The following is a 17438-nucleotide window of genomic DNA, read 5'->3' as shown; positions in this document are numbered from 1 at the left end:
CCGCCTCAGCCTGCCTGTTTCACGCGCATGTACCACTCGACCAGCCGGCGGACCTGCCGCTCGGTGTAGCCGCGTTCTACCATGCGCGCGACAAACTCGCCGTGCTTCTTTTCGGTCTCGCCATCCTTCTTCGAGCCGAACGAAATGACGGGAAGCAGATCTTCGACCTGGGAGAATATCCGCTTCTCGATCACTTCCCGGATTTTCTCGTAGCTGGTCCACGACGGGTTCTTGCCGCCGTTCTGGGCCCGCGACCGCAGCGAGAACTTGACGACCTCGTTGCGGAAGTCCTTCGGATTGGCGATGCCCGCCGGCTTTTCGATCTTGGTCAGCTCCTGATTGAGCAGCTCGCGGTCAAGCAGTTGTCCGGTGTCGGGATCCTTGAAGTCCTGATCCTCGATCCAGGCATCGGCATAATCGACATAGCGATCAAACAGGTTCTGGCCGTAATCCGCATAGGATTCGAGATAGGCCTTCTGGATCTCATGCCCGATGAATTCGGCGTAGCGCGGCGCGAGCTCGGCCTTGATGAACTCGAGGTAGCGCTTCTCGACTTCGTCAGGAAGCTGCTCGCGCCGGATCGCCTGCTCCAGCGTGTACATCAGGTGAACCGCGTCGGCACCGACTTCATTGGTGTCGTGGTTGAAGGTTGCGGCAAGAACCTTGAATGCGAAGCGGGTCGAAACGCCGTCCATGCCTTCATCGACGCCGGCGGCATCGCGGTATTCCTGCACGCTGCGCGCCTTCGGATCGGATTCCTTCAGGCTCTCGCCGTCGTAGATCCGCATTTTCGCGAACACGGTGGAATTCTCGTGCTTGCGCAGCCGCGACATCACCGAGAAGCGCGCCATCGTTTCCAGCGTGGCCGGTGCGCACGGTGCAGTGGCCAGTTCGGAGCTCTGGATCAGCTTCTCGTAGATCTTCTGTTCTTCGGTAACCCGCAGCACATACGGCACCTTGATGACGCAGATACGGTCGATGAAGGCTTCATTGTTCTTGTTGGCTTTGAAGCTCTGCCATTCAGCTTCGTTCGAGTGCGCCAGGACGATGCCGGTGAAGGGAATCGCACCGATATTCTCGGTCCCGATATAATTGCCCTCCTGGGTCGCCGTCAGCAACGGATGCAGCATCTTGATCGGCGCCTTGAACATCTCGACAAATTCGAGGATGCCCTGGTTGGCACGGTTGAGACCGCCCGAGTAGCTGTAAGCGTCGGGATCGTTCTGGGCGAAGATCTCCAGTTTGCGGATGTCGACCTTGCCGACCAGTGACGAAATATCCTGGTTGTTTTCATCGCCAGGCTCGGTCTTTGCGATCGCAATCTGGCGCAGCCGCGACGGCTGGATCCTGGCGACACGGAATTGCGAGATGTCGCCACCGAAGGATTCGAGGCGCTTGTAGCACCACGGGCTCATCAGTCCGCTGAGGCGGCGGCGCGGAATGCCGTACTTCTCCTCGAGCATCGGCCCGAGCGATTCCGGGTCGAACAGGCTGAGCGGGCTTTCGAACACCGGGCTGAGTTCGTCGCCGGCCTTCAACACGTAGATCGGATGCACCTCCATCAACGACTTGAGACGTTCGGCGAGCGACGACTTTCCCCCGCCGACCGGACCCAGCAGATAGAGGATCTGCTTGCGCTCTTCGAGGCCTTGCGCCGCATGGCGGAAGAACCCGACGATGCGTTCGATCGTATCTTCCATGCCGTAGAAGCCGGCGAAGGCCGGATACAGCCGCATCGTGCGATTCAAAAAGATACGGCCAAGGCGAGGGTCCTTGGCCGTGTCAATCATCTGAGGCTCACCGATCGCAGCTAGTAGTCGTTCGGCAGCGTTGGCATATCGCATCGGATCGTTTCGACACGACTCGAGATATTCCGCCATCGACATGTCGGTCTGGCTTCTAGCTTCGAAGGACCGGGCGAAAGCATTGAACAGAGAATCGTTGTACATGATCCGTCTCTCCATGGTCACCTGTAAATGCCGGACGCACCACTAGGGTTCCAGTGTCGGAGCGCCTCGGCTTCCCGTTCGCGAATCACCATCAGCACATGCACTGATTGGACACGCGAGCGACTTCACAATGCAATGCAATAGTCGTGCTAAGCGGCTTAGCCTCGTAAAGATACGGTGCCATTTCGCTCCCGTTGTATCCGTGCTGCAACATTTTGCACCGGGCTAATACCGAGCCGGCGGTAAGGGATATTTGGGGATTCCGAGCATTGCGCTGCGCGAATCGGCGGCCGACTTGGCAGCCTGACGCCGCAAAGCGGAGAAATTCCGGATTCTGAGCGACCCAAAGGTGCGAGAATCGTGGTCTTTTGTCACCTCCGGAGGGCCGGCCGGCCGAGAGAGGGCCAAAATTAACGACCGTTCATTCGCGGCTCGGCGTGAACGCACCCGGCGCCAACTGCAACTAAAGTACGGTGCCACGCGTTTAGTCCGAGTCTGCCACGAAATACGTCTGGATCGCCGCCATTGCCTCCGTCGCCGGAGCCAATGCCGCCACTCCCAGGGGGCGGTCGACAGGGCGAAAGCCGCAGCCTTCGACAACGGGATGTTCGGTGGCCCATTCAGCCAAAAGTCCTATGCCTGCTTCGTGCGTCGTTATGACGCCAGCCGTCCGGCACAGCATCCGAACCAGAAAGTCAGCGCGATGAAGCTGCTCGTGACGGCAGAAGATGCGCTGGAAGACATGACAATCAACTATTCGTTTCGGCTCGGCTCGAAACATCGCCACCGCGCGGGCGATTTCGATTCCAGCGGCTCCTGGAATCACATTGTCGCCGAAAATGCCGGCGGCGAAATCCGGCTTGGCTGCGGCGTCGATTGCGAAGGCGGCGGCACTGAGGTGGCGATGAAGGACGACAAATCGGCGCTGATCCGGCTGGAGCGGATCAAAATCTGGGAGCGCAACAAGGCGGACGACGATGCCAGCAACGATCTGGTTGCCGGCGCGGATGACAAGATCTTCCATGTCGATCGCGCGGATTTGCGTTAATGTGCCGACCTGGTGACCGACCGCAGAGAGCTTGCGGCGCTGAGGCACAAATAGCAGCCACATTACCCAGGCGAGGAGGAGCCATGCGTCGACGCAATGTTCTGTGGGCGCGGTTTCGGTGCCCTGCGCAGCCTTTGCCGCCTCTGGCGCCAGCGCGGCCAGTGAGGCCGCACCTCTCGCAAAATTGAAAGTGGTCTATCACCTCAACGATCTCGACAAGGTCAATTTTGTCCTCGGCATCATTCAGAACCACCTCGATGGCGTCGGCGGTCCCGGCCACCTCACGATCGCGCCGGTAATTCACGGCCAGGCGTTGGGGGCGTTTCATTCGGCTTCGGCAAGCCCGGATCTGTCGAAGCGCATCGATCAGGCCTTGAGACCCGCGCCGGTGACGCGAACATTTCACGACGAGCGCTGATTTGGGCGATTGGGTCGCCGCACTTTCGCCCGCTCCATCGAGCTGAATGCTCCTTGTTTGGACTAGGGCGCGACGGCGCCACCGCGCCTGCCCCTCATGACTGCCTCGTTCACGACTTCGTGCTCGTGCCCATTGGTGTCGCCGTCCAAGCCGGTTCGACCGATCCGGCCGTATCGGGGCCGGCAGCGCCGGCCATTTTCGGGATCGAACCGGCATCCATAGCGTTGTCGTCCTCGAGCGCCCGATTCCATCCAGTTGCGCGCCCAACCAAATGTTGACTTTCCGGCCCTGCCCCCGAAACTTGCCGAAAACCTAAAAATTGACCGCTCGAACAGAACAGGCACCATGAATTCCGTCAAAGCACTCGAAAACCACGGCCAGGCGATTTGGCTGGACTTCCTCGCCCGCGGCTTCGTCGCCAAGGGCGACCTCAAGGCGCTGATCGATACCGACGGCGTCAAGGGCGTGACGTCGAATCCCTCGATTTTCGAAAAGGCGATCGGCAGCTCGGACGAATATGACGGCGCGATCGGCAAGGCGCTGCACAAGGGCGACCTCCCCGTTGCCGACCTGTTCGAGGCGCTCGCCATCGAGGACATCCAGAATGCCGCTGATGTGCTCCGCCCGGTATACGATCGCCTGAACGGTAACGACGGCTTCGTCAGCCTCGAGGTCTCACCCTATCTGGCAACGGACACCAAGGGCACCATTGCGGAGGCGCAACGGCTCTGGAAAGACGTCAACCGGCAGAACTTGATGGTGAAGGTGCCGGCCACGCCGGAAGGCCTGCCCGCGATCGAGCACCTGATCGGCGAAGGCATCAGCATCAACATCACGCTGTTATTCTCGCAAGCCGTCTATCGCGACGTGGCTGAGGCCTATATCGCCGGCCTGGAAAAATACGTTGCCCAAGGTGGCGATCCCGCGCCTGTCGCGAGCGTCGCGTCGTTTTTCGTCAGCCGCATCGATACCGCTGTCGACAAGCAGCTCGATGAGAAAATCGCGAAAGCCAATGACCCAAGCGAGAAGGAGCGGCTGAGCGCGCTGAAGGGCAAGGTCGCGATCGCCAACGCCAAGCTCGCCTATCAGGACTACAAGCAGCTGTTTGCAGGCCCCCGATGGGAAAGGCTCGCGGCCAAGGGCGCCAAGCCGCAGCGGCTGTTGTGGGCCTCTACCGGCACCAAGAACAAGGACTACAGCGATGTGCTGTATGTCGAGGAATTGATCGGCCCCAATACCGTCAATACGGTGCCGCCGGCAACGCTGGATGCGTTCCGCGACCATGGCAAAGTGAGGGATAGCCTCGAGGAAGATATCGAGGGCGCAAGGCGCGTTCTGGAAGAGCTCGAAAAATCCGGCGTCTCGCTCGATGCCATTACGGCCGAATTGGTCAAGGACGGCGTCAAGCTGTTCGCAGACTCCGCCGACAAACTCTACGGCGCGGTCGCATACAAGCGCGCGACCTCGCTCGGCGGCGGCATCGACCGGCAGCAAATCGCGCTTGGCGACGGCATGCGAAAGGCCGTCGAGAAGAGCGCCGAGGACTGGCGCGCGTCTGCCAAAGTTCGCCGTCTGTGGCAGAAGGACAAGTCGGTCTGGACCGATGACGACGAGAACAAATGGCTGGGCTGGCTGAACAGTCCTGCTGCTGCCAACATTGCCGACTACGAGGACTTTGCCCAGCGCGTGAAGGGACAGAAATTCAGCGACGCCGTCGTGCTCGGAATGGGCGGATCGAGCCTCGGGCCGGAGGTTCTGGCGGAAACCTTCCCGAAGAAATCGGGCTTTCCAAAGCTGCACGTGCTTGATTCCATGGATCCCGCGCAGGTGCGCGCCATGGAGGACACGGTCGACCTCGCCCACACGCTGTTCATCGTCTCCAGCAAGTCGGGCGGCACCACCGAGCCGAACGTGATGAAGGACTACTTCTTCGATCGCATCGCCCAGACGGTCGGCAAGGACAAGGCCGGCCATCGTTTCATCGCGGTGACCGATCCCGGCTCGTCGCTGGAGAAAGCTGCGCTCAAGCTGGGCTTTGCCCGGATCTTCCACGGCGATCCCACGATCGGCGGACGCTATTCCGTGCTGTCGCCGTTCGGACTGGTGCCGGCGGCTGCCGCCGGCATCGATGTGCGCAGCCTGATCGCGCACACCCTTGCGATGGTGCGTTCCTGCGGCGCCGACGTGCCGCCGCATGAAAATCCGGGTGTGCAGCTCGGGCTCGCGATGGGGATCGCCGGCCTCGAAGGCCGCGACAAGGTGACGATCACTTCGTCCGCGAAGGTGGCCGATTTCGGCGCATGGGCCGAACAGCTCATTGCCGAATCCACCGGCAAGGAGGGCAAGGGCCTGATTCCGATCGACGGCGAACCGCTCGGCGCCCCTTCGCTTTACGGCGACGACCGCTTCTTCATCGATATCCGGACCGAAGGCGAGGACGACGCCTCGCATGACGACAGGCTCAAGGCGCTTGAGGCAGCCGGACATCCCGTGGTTCGCATCGTCATGAAGTCGATCGACCACATCGGCCAGGAATTTTTCCGGTTTGAGATGGCTACTGCGGTAGCGGGCGCGATTCTCGGCATCAATCCCTTCAACCAGCCCGACGTGGAAGCCGCCAAGGTCAAGACCCGCGAGTTGACCGGTGCGTTCGAGAAGACCGGTTCGCTCCCTGCGGAGGAGCCGGTGATTTCGACGGACGAGGCCGACCTCTACACGGACGAGCATAACGCGGCGGCGCTGCGCAAAGCAGGCGCCGACGGCACGCTCGGTTCCTGGATCAAAGCGCATCTTTCACGCTCCGACAGCGGCGACTATGTCGCCCTGCTCGCCTATATGGCGCGAAATCCCGGCACGATCGGCTCGCTGCAAAAGATGCGGCTCGCGGTGCGCGACAAGCATCGCCTCGCGACCTGCGCCGAATTCGGCCCGCGCTTCCTGCATTCCACCGGCCAGGCCTACAAGGGTGGCCCCGACAGCGGCGTGTTCCTGCAAATTACCGCTGACGATGCCGAGGATCTGCCGGTGCCCGGACAGAAGGCGAGTTTCGGCATCATCAAGGCGGCGCAAGCGCGCGGCGATTTTGACGTGCTCACCGAGCGCGGCAGGCGTGCGTTGCGCGTCCACCTCAAGGGTAGCCTGGGGCCGGGGCTGGCTGCTCTGGATGCCGCGATTTCGGAAGCGCTCAGTTAGGACGTCAGGACAATGCAACTCGGCATGATCGGTCTCGGCCGGATGGGCGGCAACATCGTCCGCCGGCTGATGAAGAATGGCCATACCGCCGTGGTCTACGACAAGGACGCCAGGGCGGTCGCCGCGCTTGCGGCGGAAGGCGCCGTCGGCGCGGATACGCTGGAGGATTTCATCGCCAAACTCGACAAGCCACGCACCGCCTGGGTGATGCTGCCGGCCGGCAAGATCACCGAGGCGACAATCGAGGCCTTGGCAAAGCTGATGCAGAAGGGCGACGTCATCATCGATGGCGGCAACACATTCTGGCAGGACGACGTCCGGCGTGGCGCGACTTTGAAGGAAAAAGGCCTGCATTATCTAGATGTCGGCACCAGCGGCGGCGTCTGGGGCATCGAGCGCGGCTACTGCATGATGATCGGCGGCGACAAGGCGGTGGTCGACCGGCTCGATCCGATCTTCAAGACGCTGGCGCCGGGCATTGGTGACATCCCGCGCACGCAGGGGCGCGAGGGCCGCGACCCGCGCGTCGAGCAGGGCTATATCCACGCCGGTCCGTCCGGCGCCGGCCATTTCGTCAAGATGATCCACAACGGCATCGAATACGGCCTGATGCAGGCCTATGCCGAAGGCTTTGACATCCTGAAGAACGCCGGTATCGAAGCTCTGCCGCCGGAGCATCGTTTCGAGTTCGACATTGCCGATATCGCCGAGGTATGGCGGCGCGGCAGCGTGATTCCGTCCTGGCTGCTCGATCTTACGTCCTCCGCGCTCGCGGAAAACCAGACGCTCGACAATTATTCGGGCTTTGTCGAGGATTCCGGCGAGGGCCGCTGGACTGTCAATGCCGCGATCGACGAAGCGGTGCCGGCAGAGGTGTTGACGGCGGCGCTCTATGCGCGCTTCCGCTCGCGCAAGGACCACACTTTTGCAGAAAAGATCCTGTCCGCGATGCGGGCCGGTTTCGGTGGACACAAGGAGCCACCGAAGAAACCTGACACGAAGGCGTGAGCGGTCATGGCGGTCGGTCAACCAGTACAGAAGAAGCCCGATCCCTGCTCCTTCGTCATCTTCGGCGTGACCGGCGATCTCGCGCACCGCTTGGTCGTCCCTGCCCTTTATAATCTTGCTGCAAGCAATCTCCTGCCGGAGAGATTCTGCCTGGTCGGCGTCGCACGGAAGGGCATGTCTAACGACAAGCTGCGCGACAGCCTGATGAAGGGCCTGCGCCAGTTCGCGACGCAAGCGGTGGACGAGGCGATCGCGCGCCGTCTCCTGGAATGCCTGACGTGCATCGAGGCCGATCCGAAAGATCCGTCTTCGTTCGATGCGATGAGCAAGCGGCTCGCTGAGCTCGAAGCCGCACGAAACACCGGCGGCAACCGCCTGTTCTATCTGGCGACCCCGCCCAACGCCTTCCTGCCGATCAGCCGCGAACTCGGCCGTACCGGCATGCTGGCCGAGAACAGCGCGTGGCGGCGGCTGGTGGTGGAAAAGCCGTTCGGCACCGACCTCGCGTCGGCCAAGGCGCTGAACAGCGAGTTGCTCAAGCTCGTCAACGAGCATGAGATTTACCGGATAGATCACTATCTCGGCAAGGAGACGGTACAGAACATCCTGGTGCTGCGCTTCGCCAACGGCATGTTCGAGCCGATCTGGAACCGCAACCACATCGACCATATTCAGATCACGGTCGATGAACAGCTCGGCGTCGGCCATCGCGGCAGTTTCTACGACCAGACCGGCGCGCTGCGCGACATGGTGCCGAACCATCTTTTCCAGTTGCTGTCGCTGGTTACGATGGAGCCGCCGATCCGCTTCGACGCCCATTCCGTGCGCGGAGAAAAAGCGGATGTGCTCGCCGCGATCCAGCCGCAGAGCGAGGCCGAGGCGCTGCGGAATTCGGTACGCGGCCAGTATCTGGCCGGCCGGATCGGAGATACCGAGATCGCCGACTACCGCAAGATCGAGGACGTCGCGCCCGGCAGCACGACCGAGACCTATGTGGCGTTGAAACTGATGATCGACAACTGGCGCTGGGCCGGCGTTCCCTTCTACCTGCGCACCGGCAAGGCGCTCGGCGTCAAGCGGACGGAAGTTGCGATCAAGTTCAAGCAGGCGCCGTTCGCGATGTTCAACTGCACGCCGGTGGAACGGTTGGCGCAAAACTACCTCGTGATCGGCGTGGCGCCGAACGAGGGCATCGCACTGCAGTTCAACACCAAGGTGCCCGGCCCCGCGATCCTGATCGACGGCGTCGAGATGAAGTTTCGCTACAAGGACTATTTCAAGGCGGAGCCCTCGACCGGCTACGAGACGCTGATCTATGACTGCATGATCGGCGACAACATCCTGTTCCAGCGCGCCGACAGCGTCGAGGCCGGCTGGAAGGCGGTGCAACCGTTCATCGATGCCTGGAAGAAGGCCGGCGTCGAGGGTCTGCGGACTTACAAGGCCGGCAGCGAAGGTCCCGAGGAAGCCAACGAGCTGTTGAGCCGCGACGGCCGAAGCTGGCGAAAGCTCGGGTGAGCGATGACGGCCAACGAGCAGCGCCGTGTGATAGGGGTCGCCGACGCAGCGGCGCTGGCGATGGCCGCGGCTGAACGCGTGCTGGCCAGAATAGCGGAGAACAGCGGCCGCGTCGCGATCTGCCTGACCGGCGGCTCGAGCCCGAAACAGCTCTATCAACTGCTCGCGACCGAGACCTATCGAAGCCGGATTCCCTGGCAGCGCGTACACTGGTTCATCGGCGATGAACGCTTCGTGCCGGCGGACGATCCGCTCAACAACATGGGGCTGGCGCGAGCGGCTTTCCTGGATCAATGCGCGCCGGCCGCAAACATCCATCCGATTCCGACCGCAACCGCCGACCCCGCCGATCCCGACCGCGCGGCTTCGCTTTACGAAGAGGAGCTGCGATCGTTCTATCGAGCCGATACGCTCGATCGGGCCCGCCCATTGTTCGATCTCGTGCTGATGGGCGTCGGTCCCGACGGCCACACAGCATCACTGTTTCCCGGCGATCCCGCGCTCGACGAGACCGCGCGCTGGGTGGTCGGCGTACCACGCGCGAATGTCGAACCGTTCGTCCCGCGGGTAACCCTCACGCTACTAACCCTTGCCTCCTGCCGCGAAATGCTGTTCGAGGTTGCCGGCTGGCCCAAGCGCGCGATCTTGACGCGCCTCTTTGCAGGCGAGAACCTGCCCGCCAACCGCGCGCGATCGACCGGCGAGACGATCTGGCTGGTCGACCGGGAAGCGCTTCCGGAGGATTTTGGTTGAGCGACAGCACTCCTTGCGCGCTGGTGGTGATGGGCGTTTCCGGTTCGGGCAAGAGCACCATCGCCGATCATCTCGCCAAACGCCTCGGCTGGCGCTACGAGGACGGCGACCAATTCCACCCGCCGGGCAACGTTGCGAAGATGAGCGCCGGCCATCCGCTCACCGATGGGGACCGCTGGCCGTGGCTCAAGGCGATTGCCGACGAGATCGACCGCCTCTCGGCATCCGGCGAGCGCGCCGTGATCGCCTGCTCGGCGCTCAAGCGAGCCTATCGCGACATTCTCGTGCATGGCCGCGACGATATCAGGATCGTCTTTCTCGACGGTACGCAGGATCTGATCGCGGCGCGGCTTGCCGCCCGCAAGAGGCATTTCATGCCGCTGGGACTGCTCACGAGCCAGTTCGCGACACTGGAGCGGCCGGGCGCCGACGAGCGGCCGATCATCGTGTCGATCGATGCGCCGGTTGAAGCGATCGTGGATGAAATTGTCAGTCAATTGAACCTGGTTCCCCAATGACCCGCATTGCACTCGTAGTTTCCGATGTCGACGGCACCCTGTTGACGCATGACAAGATTCTGACCGAGAGCGCAAAGGCGGCCGTGCGCAGGCTGCACGCGGCCGGCATAGGCTTCACCATTGTCTCCAGCCGCCCAACCATCGGCATGGGTTTTCTGGTCGAGTCGCTTTCGATCACGCTTCCTGTCGGCGCCTTCAACGGCAGCGCGATCGTCGACGCCGGATTGAGGCCGATCGAACAGCATTTGCTCGTCCCCGCCGTGGCACAGCGCAGCCTCGATGTGCTCAATGCGTTCGGTGTCGATATCTGGCTGTTCACCAACCGGCACTGGTACACGCGCAATCCTGACGGCGAGTACGTTCCACTCGAGAAGCGCGCGATCAAGGCCGATCCGACCGTAATTCCCGATTTCACGCCGTATCTGCCCGAAGCCTGCAAAATCGTCGGCGCCAGTTCGGATGCCGCATTGTTGCAGCGTTGCGAGGCGGCGATGCGGGACGCCGTCGGCCAAGAGGCGACCGCGGTCCGCTCGCAGACCTACTACCTCGATATCACGCCGCCCGGTCACGACAAGGGCACCTTCGTGGACGCCATGATCAGGCGGCTCGGCATTCCGGCCGCGGCCGTCGCCACCATCGGCGATATGGAAAACGATCTGCCGATGTTTGCCCGGAGCGGCGTTTCGTTTGCGATGGGAAATGCGGCCGACAACATCAAAAGTCACGCGACGCATGTGACCGACACCAACGAGCGCGACGGGTTTGCGCGTGCGATCGAGACGGTGCTCCAGCTCGGATAGAACGAGCCAGCGTATCAAGCGCGCCTGAAGGATAAATCGAGGATTTCTCAAAGTCTTCGCGCGACGAATCCGTTTCTGTCGTCCGGCACGACGGCAAGCGCGAGCCGGTGCCCGACCGCCGTCTCCTCCCATGAAGGCAGGCTCACCCCAGCCCGAGCCCGCCGCGGCGAAGAAGGGCGCCGGCTCGCGCGACTTGCTCAGCGGCATTGCGCTGAATCGTAGGATGGCAAAGCGCGGCGTGCCCACCATCGGCGTCACTGGAGAGATGGTGGGCACGGCGCGCTCGCGCGCCTTTGCCCACCCTACCGGCCTCGATCCCTATTTCGAGCGCTGCATCGCCGGCTTCTCGGTTGATTTCTTGGCCAGGCTGAGATTGTGCGCAGTGTTGATCAGCGCGATGTGCGTCAGCGCCTGCGGGAAATTGCCGGTCTGACGGCGCGCCACCGTATCGTACTCCTCGGCCAAGAGGCCGAGATCGTTGGCGACTGCGACCACGCGGTCAAACAGCTCCTGTGCCTTGGCGAACTCACCCGCCAGAACATAGGCATCCGCCAGCCACAGCGTGCAGGCGAGGAACGCGCCTTCAGCCGGCTGTTTCTCCGCTTCACGGGGATCGTGCCGCAGCACGAACCCGTCGCGCATGAGATACCGTTCCGTCGCCTCCAACGTGCCGCGGACGCGCGGATCTTGCGGCGGTAAAAATCCGACCGATGGCAGCAGCAGGACAGAGGCATCGAGCATCTTTGAGCCATAGGATTCGACGAATGAGTTCAGCTCGGCATCAAAGCCGTTCGCGCAGACGTCGGCGCAAATGGCGTCGCGCAGCACCCGCCACTTCACAAGCGGCGCCTTGAGGTTGAACGTTTCGGCGCTCTTGATCCCGCGGTCGAACGCGACCCACGTCATCACCTTCGACGAAACGTAATGCTTGCCCGCGCCGCGACGCTCCCAGATGCCGTGATCCGGCTGGTCCCATCGTCCGGCAAGATGCTGCAGCACGGCGCATTCCACCGCCCAACTGGTTTCATCCATTTCGAGCTTGGCCACGCGCCACTGGTGAAAGGCGTCGATCAATTCGCCATAGACGTCGAGCTGCAATTGCGCATGCGCGGCGTTGCCGACCCGCACCGGCTTTGCGCCTTCATAGCCGGGCAGCCATGTGGCTTCCCATTCCAGAAGGCGGCGCTGGCCCATGATGCCGTACATGATCTGCATGTTGGCGGGAGAGCCGGCAGCCGCCCGCAACAGCCAACGGTGCCAGGCGGAAGCTTCCTCGGTGTAGCCCGAGTTCATCAGCGCCAGCAGTGTGAAGGTGGCATCGCGCAGCCAGCAGAAGCGATAATCCCAGTTTCGGGCGCCGCCGAGCTTTTCCGGCAACGACGTCGTCGGCGCGGCCACAATGCCGCCAGTTGGCGCATAGGTCTGCGCCTTCAGCGTGATCAGCGAGCGCATCACGAGATCGCGATACTCGCTTTGGTAGCTGCAGCGGCTGCACCATTCGTTCCAGAACGCCTCGGTATCCTTCAACGCATAGGAAGGGTCAATCGGCTTCGGCACCGGCAGGTGCGAGGGGCCGTAGGTGAGCACGAAGGGAATGGTATCGCCCTCGCCCACCTCGAAATCGGCGACCGTCGTCAGGTCCTCACCGCGGGTCTCGACCGGCGTCCGCAGCACCGTCATGTCCTGCCCGCAAATCGCCAGCAGCGCCGAGCCGTCCTGGCTTTTCTTGACCCAGGGAATATCAATGCCGAAGCCGAAGCGGATCACCAGTTGCATGTGCATCCTGACCCGGCCACGAACGCCGCGCACCAGCCGCACCACGTCGGAAGCGTTGCCGCGTGGCGGCATGAAATCGATCAGATCGACCGCGCCGTCGGCGGTCTCAAACCGCGTCTCCAGGATCAGGGTATTGTCCCAATACCGCCGCGAGGTGCCGGTGATTTCCTGCGCTGGTGCGATCAGCCAGCGGCCATGTTTTGGGGTGCCGAGAAGCGCGGCAAAGCAGGCGTCGGAATCGAATGCCGGCCAGCACAGCCAGTCGATCGATCCGTCACGGCCGACCAGTGCCGCCGTTTCGCAATCGCCGATCAGCCCATAATCTTCAATACGGCACGGCAAGATTCACCGCCTGACATTATACCGCGGCGCGCGAGCGCTCCCGTGTCGCGGCCTTGAGCGCAGCGACATCCATCGCGGACGCCATTTCCTCGAGCGGCACCGGAAGCCGCCGTCGCCAGTTCGGATGCTCGTCGACGGTGCCGGGAATATTGGGCTGGTCTACGACGCCCAAGAGATCCTCCAGCGAGATCGCGAGCAGCCGCGACTTGGTGCGCGCCAGAAAATTCGCCACCGAAAAGAGATCGTTACGGTCGATGGTGTGGTGACGCAGCACGTCGTCCAGCATCGCAAGCGCATGCCAGCGCGCATCGTCGCTTTCGCCCGGATCGATGCCGAGCGAGCGCTTTGTTTTCAGATCGCCGAACGAACGCCAGCCGGCGTAGGTCGAGAGATCGTGGGTGTTGAAGGTAACGAGCGCATTGGTCCAGTAGTGATCGATATGGCGGAACGAGCCGCGATCGTCACGCTCGAACAACATCACAAGATATGACCAGATGCCCCAGTCGGCCATCTGGTCGCGAAAGCCTTCCGGCACCGTGCCGAGGTCCTCGCCGATGACGACGCAGCGATGAGCGACGCTTTCGAGCGCGGTGACCGCCAGGAGCGCCTCGAATGGCATCTGCACGTACACGCCGTCGGCGGCCGTGAAACCTTGTGGAACCAGATACAACCGCTTCAACCCGAGCACATGGTCAAGCCGGATCGCGCCGGCATGCCGCATGGAAGCGCGCAGCATGTCACGATATGGGCCAAAGGACTGCTGCTCGAGGCCGGCGGCATTGAAGCCGGCAAGACCCCAACTCTGGCCAGCCAAATTGAGCGCGTCCGGCGGCGCACCGACGCCGAGAATCCGCGAGATGGCGGCCTGCTCATTCCAGGCATCGAAACCGTCGGCTTGCACACCGACAGCGACATCGAGATAAAGCCCGATCTTCATGCCGAGCTTTCGCGCAAGATCGGCGGCGGCTCCCAATTGCCGGTCGGCGGTCCATTGCACGAACTCGACGAACTCGACTTCAGATCCATCCGCTGCTTTGTGGAAGGCGGCGCATTTCGCGTCGTCAGGCTGCCGCCATTCTTCCGGCCATTCCCACCAGGGCTTGGCAAATTTGTGCCGCAGCACTTCAAAACAGGCAAAATGCGACAGCAGCGGATTTCGCTCCGCACGGAATTGGTCGAAGTCGCGTCGGCGCGCCGGCTGGGCATTGGCTTTGAACGCGGCGAATGCCGCGCGAAGCGCGCGCCATTTCAGATTGGCGACCGCCACATAATCGACGACATCGCCATGGCGAAGTGTGGCCAGCGCATCGCGTGTTTCCGAATCGGCCTCAAACTCTGGAATAGCCTGGACATCCACATAGAGCGGGTTGAGAAACAGCCGGCTGTTCGGCGAATAGGGACTGCAATCGCCGGGACGATCGTCGAACAAGGCGTGGAGCGGATTGAGGCCGACGCCGTCGGCCCCGAGATGATCGGCCAACCGGAGAAGTTCTTGGAGGTCGGTGAAATCACCGATGCCCCAGTTCCGCGCGGAGCGGACGCTGTAGAGCTGCACCGCAAGCAGCCAGCCGCGGTCGAAATCCCCATTAAAGGCCTTCTCGGGCGCCGCTATCAGCGGCACTTCCTCGGTTGCCCCGGCAGCGTCGGCGAGTTGCAGCCGATAGACGCCCGGCGCCAGCTCCCGCGGCCAATCAATGGCACGCTCGTGGGCGTCGCCTGTGGCGATAACCCTCGAATCCGCAACGATTTTCCATTTCGCTGGGAGCTTGGCGGTGGCCTGGAGATCGGTGCGCGCCGGGCGCCCGGACCGGACAACGACCGGCTGGCTGATCAGAGGTCCCGGAGCCTGCGGCGGCAGCGCGTCCAGCACCATTTTCAAGGCCGCGGCGTCCGTCACGCGGCGGCGGCCCTGACCATCCAGGAATTCGGCTTGAATTCCGCGACTAGCGGCTTCGGCAAAGAGGTTCATTCGACACGCGGTTTGCACGCAAAGGTCAGGAGAGCGTCCTAAAATTGTCTAGATACAGGAAGGGGATAGACCATCTCTAACGCGTTCGCCCGCGTTGCGTTCCGCTGGAACCATTGCGTGGCGAGCGGCTTTCTATGTAGGCCCGGCGCATCTTCCTGCGTCCGGGTCGTCATTTTCATGGCAATGGCGGCATCACCGTGAACAAACCTGCACAATCTGTCGAGAGCACCAGCGGTGCTTTCCATATTGAAGACGTTTACCCCTCGATCGATGGCGGGCGCTTTCCGGTCAAACGGATTGTCGGCGAACCGGTGGACGTGTGGGCGGACATCTACCGGGATGGGCATGAAGTGGTCGCCGCGGCGTTGATCTGGCGCCGCGAACTCGACCGGGATTGGCGCCGCGAGCCGATGACGCTGCACAGCAACGACCGCTGGTCCGGCTCCTTCGTTCCCCCTGCACCCGGCCGCTACGTGTATGCCATTGAGGCCTGGACCGACGAATTCGCGACGTGGCGCCACGGATTTGAGCTCAAGCTGAAAGCCGGTACCGACCAGTCCGTGGACGCCATCGAGGGCGCCGGAATGCTGACCAAGGCGCAGGCCGCCGACCGGAACGCTGCTTCCGTCATCGTAAAGCATTGCGAAGACTACCTGCAGACAGGCGATACTGCGCAGCTCCTCAGCCAGGATCTCAAGGAAGCCATGGCCGAGAGCCAGTTGCGGCCGGATCTGACGCGCTCGCAGCTATTTCCCTTCGTGGCAGACCGGCCGCAGGCGCGCTATGGCGCCTGGTATGAGATGGTGCCGCGGAGCCAGAGCAAGATTCCCGGCCAACACGGCACGTTCCGGGACTGCATCGAACGGCTGCCGGATGTCGCCGCGATGGGCTTCGACGTGCTGTATTTTACGCCGATCCATCCGATCGGAAAAACCAACCGCAAGGGCCGCAACAACGCGACCACCGCCAATGAGGGCGATCCCGGCAGTCCCTACGCGATCGGCAGCGCCGAGGGCGGCCATGATGCAGTGCATCCGGAACTGGGCACGCTCGAGGATTTCCGCGCCCTGGTAGCGGCCTGCCATAGCCACGGAATGGAAGTGGCGCTCGATTTCGCCGTGCAGTGTTCGCCCGATCATCCCTGGCTCAAACAGTACCCGCAATGGTTCAAGCGCCGTCCGGACGGATCGATGCGCTATGCCGAAAATCCGCCGAAAAAATATGAAGACATCGTCAACCCCGACTTCACGTCCGAGGACGCCGGTGCACTGTGGAATGCGCTGCGCGACGTCATCCTGTTCTGGATCGCCCAGGGCGTGAAGATCTTCCGGGTCGACAATCCTCATACCAAGCCGTTCCGGTTCTGGGAGTGGCTCATTCACGAGGTGCAGTTGCGCCACCCCGATGTGATCTTCCTGGCCGAAGCCTTTACGCGACCGAAGCTGATGAAGGGCCTAGCCAAGCTCGGCTTCACCCAGTCCTACACCTACTTCACCTGGCGGACCCAGCGATGGGAGTTCGAGCAGTATCTGACCGAGCTGACCGGCTATCCCGAGCGCGATTTCTATCGGCCGAACTTCTTCGTCAACACGCCTGATATCCTGCCCTATCACCTACAAAGCGGCGAAGCCTGGATGTTCAAGTCCCGTGTCGCGCTGGCTGCGACGCTGTCCGGCACCTACGGCGTCTATAACGGTTTCGAATTATTGGAACATGAGCCGATCCCCGGACGTGAGGAATATCTCGATTCCGAGAAATACGAGATCAAGGTCCGGGACTGGGACAAGCCTGGAAACATCAAACCCTACATTACCGCGCTCAATCGCGCGCGGCGGGCCAACACGGCGCTGCAGCAAACCAGCAATTTGCGCTTTATCGGCATCGAGGACAGCAACGTCATCGGTTTCGTCAAGGAATCCGTCGACGGCACCAACACGGTCGCTGTGGCGATCGCGCTGTCGCGCGACATACACGATTTCTGGCTGCCCCTCGGCGACGTCCAGGTCCTTTCAGGCAATACGCGCCGGCCCGTTGCGGCGGTCGAGAACCTGATGACGGGCGAGCGGCATGCGATCGAATGGGGCGGCATTCGCCTTCGCATCGATCCGGCGCGCGATCCCGCCGTCATGCTGCGCTGCCTGGCGTGA

At 62.3% G+C, this 17438-nt stretch carries 12 protein-coding genes; 9 read left to right on the top strand and 3 right to left on the bottom strand.

The annotated features are described in order from the left end of the window. Nucleotides 1-5: 5 nt before the first annotated feature. Nucleotides 6-1949 carry a PrkA family serine protein kinase gene (locus HCN50_RS27530; protein ID WP_171713033.1) on the bottom strand — a complete coding sequence of 648 codons (1944 nt, stop codon included), beginning with the start codon at nucleotides 1947-1949 and terminating at the stop codon, nucleotides 6-8. 349 nt (nucleotides 1950-2298) lie between these two features. Between HCN50_RS27530 and HCN50_RS27525 the strand changes: the two genes are divergently transcribed. The 8 genes from HCN50_RS27525 to HCN50_RS27490 all read left to right on the top strand — a co-directional run bounded on the left by HCN50_RS27525 (nucleotide 2299) and on the right by HCN50_RS27490 (nucleotide 11204). Continuing rightward, nucleotides 2299-2997, top strand: a complete 699-nt coding sequence (locus tag HCN50_RS27525; protein ID WP_171713032.1) for a hypothetical protein — start codon at nucleotides 2299-2301, stop codon at nucleotides 2995-2997. A gap of 103 nt (nucleotides 2998-3100) precedes the next feature. Beyond that, nucleotides 3101-3415, top strand: a complete 315-nt coding sequence (locus HCN50_RS27520) for a hypothetical protein (protein ID WP_171712895.1) — start codon at nucleotides 3101-3103, stop codon at nucleotides 3413-3415. 345 nt (nucleotides 3416-3760) lie between these two features. Continuing rightward, nucleotides 3761-6607 (top strand): bifunctional transaldolase/phosoglucose isomerase, encoded by a 2847-nt coding sequence (locus HCN50_RS27515; RefSeq protein ID WP_171713031.1) that lies wholly within the window; start codon nucleotides 3761-3763, stop codon nucleotides 6605-6607. Between the two features lie 12 nt (nucleotides 6608-6619). Then, the gene (gene gnd / locus HCN50_RS27510) at nucleotides 6620-7615 is read left to right on the top strand and encodes a phosphogluconate dehydrogenase (NAD(+)-dependent, decarboxylating) (RefSeq protein WP_171713030.1); all 996 of its coding nucleotides are present in this window, start codon (nucleotides 6620-6622) and stop codon (nucleotides 7613-7615) included. 6 nt (nucleotides 7616-7621) lie between these two features. Further along, a complete protein-coding gene (zwf, locus tag HCN50_RS27505; RefSeq protein WP_171713029.1) occupies nucleotides 7622-9133 on the top strand; it encodes a glucose-6-phosphate dehydrogenase in 1512 nt (503 codons plus the stop codon). 3 nt (nucleotides 9134-9136) lie between these two features. Next, a complete protein-coding gene (gene pgl, locus HCN50_RS27500; protein WP_171713028.1) occupies nucleotides 9137-9886 on the top strand; it encodes a 6-phosphogluconolactonase in 750 nt (249 codons plus the stop codon). 29 nt (nucleotides 9887-9915) lie between these two features. After that, nucleotides 9916-10404 carry a gluconokinase gene (locus tag HCN50_RS27495; RefSeq protein WP_171713125.1) on the top strand — a complete coding sequence of 163 codons (489 nt, stop codon included), beginning with the start codon at nucleotides 9916-9918 and terminating at the stop codon, nucleotides 10402-10404. Next, nucleotides 10401-11204: an HAD family hydrolase gene (locus HCN50_RS27490; protein ID WP_171713027.1), complete on the top strand. Its 804-nt coding sequence runs from the start codon at nucleotides 10401-10403 to the stop codon at nucleotides 11202-11204. Before HCN50_RS27495 ends, HCN50_RS27490 begins: the two co-directional genes overlap by 4 nt. Before the next feature lie 318 nt (nucleotides 11205-11522). Here HCN50_RS27490 and HCN50_RS27485 read toward each other — a convergent pair whose 3' ends face one another. Beyond that, the gene (locus HCN50_RS27485) at nucleotides 11523-13322 is read right to left on the bottom strand and encodes a glycoside hydrolase family 15 protein (RefSeq protein ID WP_171713026.1); all 1800 of its coding nucleotides are present in this window, start codon (nucleotides 13320-13322) and stop codon (nucleotides 11523-11525) included. Nucleotides 13323-13338: 16 nt separating this feature from the next. Further along, nucleotides 13339-15291 carry a 4-alpha-glucanotransferase gene (gene malQ / locus HCN50_RS27480; RefSeq protein WP_171713025.1) on the bottom strand — a complete coding sequence of 651 codons (1953 nt, stop codon included), beginning with the start codon at nucleotides 15289-15291 and terminating at the stop codon, nucleotides 13339-13341. Between the two features lie 197 nt (nucleotides 15292-15488). Between malQ and HCN50_RS27475 the strand changes: the two genes are divergently transcribed. After that, complete coding sequence (locus HCN50_RS27475) at nucleotides 15489-17438, top strand: alpha-1,4-glucan--maltose-1-phosphate maltosyltransferase (RefSeq protein ID WP_171713024.1); 1950 nt, start codon at nucleotides 15489-15491, stop codon at nucleotides 17436-17438.

Origin of the sequence: Bradyrhizobium archetypum (genome assembly GCF_013114835.1) — a bacterium.
Taxonomy (GTDB): Bacteria; Pseudomonadota; Alphaproteobacteria; order Rhizobiales; family Xanthobacteraceae; genus Bradyrhizobium; species Bradyrhizobium archetypum.
This window is presented reverse-complemented; position numbering and strand designations above follow the sequence as displayed.

Bases quoted from the DNA above. Each gene is read 5' to 3' on its own strand.
- HCN50_RS27495 (WP_171713125.1), top strand. From the start codon at position 9,916: ATGGGCGTTTCCGGTTCGGGCAAGAGCACCATCGCCGATCATCTCGCC.
- HCN50_RS27515 (WP_171713031.1), top strand. From the start codon at position 3,761: ATGAATTCCGTCAAAGCACTCGAAAACCACGGCCAGGCGATTTGGCTG.
- zwf (WP_171713029.1), top strand. From the start codon at position 7,622: ATGGCGGTCGGTCAACCAGTACAGAAGAAGCCCGATCCCTGCTCCTTC.
- pgl (WP_171713028.1), top strand. From the start codon at position 9,137: ATGACGGCCAACGAGCAGCGCCGTGTGATAGGGGTCGCCGACGCAGCG.
- HCN50_RS27490 (WP_171713027.1), top strand. From the start codon at position 10,401: ATGACCCGCATTGCACTCGTAGTTTCCGATGTCGACGGCACCCTGTTG.
- gnd (WP_171713030.1), top strand. From the start codon at position 6,620: ATGCAACTCGGCATGATCGGTCTCGGCCGGATGGGCGGCAACATCGTC.
- malQ (WP_171713025.1), bottom strand. From the start codon at position 15,291: ATGAACCTCTTTGCCGAAGCCGCTAGTCGCGGAATTCAAGCCGAATTC.
- HCN50_RS27530 (WP_171713033.1), bottom strand. From the start codon at position 1,949: ATGTACAACGATTCTCTGTTCAATGCTTTCGCCCGGTCCTTCGAAGCT.